The following is a 2,145-nucleotide window of genomic DNA, read 5'->3' as shown; positions in this document are numbered from 1 at the left end:
CTTGGTGATCAGGGAGCAAGCCTTGGGCACCAACCATCCAGAAGTGGCCACGACCCTCAATAACTTGGCGCTGCTGTATGAAGCACAAGGGGAATATAGCAAAGCCGAACCTCTATACCAGCGCAGTTTGGCAATTTTGCAACAGACCCTAGGGGCTAGCCACCCAAATGTGGCCGCTGTCCTCAACAACTTGGCAGGGTTGTATCAAGCACAAGGGGAATATAACAAAGCCGAACCGCTTTACCAGCGCAGTTTGGCGTTAAGGGAACGAGTTTTAGGTGCCAATCACCCAGATGTCGCCCAATCCCTGAACAACTTGGCGCTACTGTATCRARAGCAAGGGCAGTATGCCAAAGCCGAACCGCTATTGCAGCGAAGCTTGGCAATCAGGGAGCAAGCCTTGGGCACCAACCATCCAGAAGTGGCCACGACCCTCAACAACTTGGCGCTACTGTATCGAGAGCAAGGCCAATATAGTAAAGCCGAACCCCTATACCAGCGCAGTTTGGCAATTTTGCAACAGACCCTAGGGGCCAACCATCCAAAAGTGGCCACCACACTCAACAACTTGGCGTTGTCCTATGCAGCACAAGGGGAATATAACAAAGCCGAACCTCTTTACCAGCGCAGTTTGGCGTTATTGGAACAGACCCTAGGGGCTAGCCACCCAAATGTGGCCGCTGTCCTCAACAACTTGGCAGGGTTGTATGAAGCACAAGGGGAATATAGCAAGGTCGAACCKYTACTGCAGCGCAGTTTGGCGATCAGGGAGCAAGCCCTAGGCACCAACCATCCAGAAGTGGCCACGACCCTCAATAACTTGGCGCTGCTGTATGAAGCACAAGGGGAATATAGTAAAGCCGAACCCCTATACCAGCGCAGTTTGGCAATTTTGCAACAGACCCTAGGGGCTAGCCACCCAAATGTGGCCGCTGYCCTCAACAACTTGGCAGGGTCCTATGCAGCACAAGGGGAATATAACAAAGCCGAACCTCTTTACCAGCGCAGTTTGGCGTTAAGGGAACGAGTTTTAGGTGCCAATCACCCAGATGTCGCCCAATCCCTGAACAACTTGGCRGGGTTGTATCAAGCACAAGGGGAATATAGCAAAGCCGAACCGCTATTGCAGCGCAGTTTGGCGATCAGGGAGCAAGCCCTAGGCACCAACCATCCAGAAGTGGCCACTACCCTCAACAACTTGGCGCTGTTGTATGAAGCACAAGGGGAATATAGCAAGGTCGAACCTTTACTACAGCGCAGCTTGGTAATTTTGGAGCAAGCCCTAGGCACCAACCATCCAGAAGTGGCCACGACCCTCAATAACTTGGCGCTGCTGTATGAAAAGCAAGGGSAATACGCCAAAGCCGAACCGCTTTACCAACGCAGCTTGGTAATTTTGGAGCAAGCCCTAGGCACCAACCATCCAGAAGTGGCCACGACCCTCAATAACTTGGCGCTGCTGTATGAAGAACAAGGGGAATATAGCAAGGCCGAACCTTTACTACAGCGCAGCTTGGTGATTTTGGAGCAAGCCCTAGGCGCCAACCATCCAAAAGTGGCCACGACCCTCAATAACTTGGCGCTACTGTATGAAAAGCAAGGGCAATACGCCAAAGCCGAACCGCTTTACCAACGCAGCTTGGTAATTTTGGAGCAAGCCCTAGGCACCAACCATCCAGAAGTGGCCACGACCCTCAATAACTTGGCGCTGCTGTATGAAGCACAAGGGGAATATAGCAAGGCCGAACCTTTACTACAGCGCAGCTTGGTGATTTTGGAGCAAGCCCTAGGCGCCAACCATCCAGAAGTGGCCACGACCCTCAACAACTTGGCGGTGCTGTATCAAACGCAAGGCCAGCATAGTGAGGCAGAATCTCTGTACTTGCGCAGTTTAGCGATAACGCAACAAGCCCTAGGTACCAATCATCCAGAAGTGGCCACCRCCCTCAACAACTTGGCGCTGTTGTATGAAGCACAAGGGGAATATAGCAAGGTCGAACCTTTACTACAGCGCAGCTTGGTAATTTTGGAGCAAGCCCTAGGCACCAAYCATCCAGAAGTGGCCACGGCCCTGAGCAACTTGGCGCTGTTGTATTGGAGGCTCAACCAAATTGAGCCAGCCCTAACACGTCTGGTACAGGCATT

1 protein-coding gene is annotated in these 2,145 nt (G+C 52.3%); it reads left to right on the top strand.

Annotated elements, in window-relative coordinates:
• On the top strand, positions 1 to 2,145 hold a 2,145-nt coding region (locus L5220_RS14195), incomplete at both ends, for a tetratricopeptide repeat protein (protein ID WP_499574301.1).

This window comes from Synechococcus sp. PCC 6716 (assembly GCF_022570815.1).
In the GTDB taxonomy this organism is placed as follows: domain Bacteria; phylum Cyanobacteriota; class Cyanobacteriia; order Thermosynechococcales; family Thermosynechococcaceae; genus Thermosynechococcus; species Thermosynechococcus lividus.
This window is presented reverse-complemented; position numbering and strand designations above follow the sequence as displayed.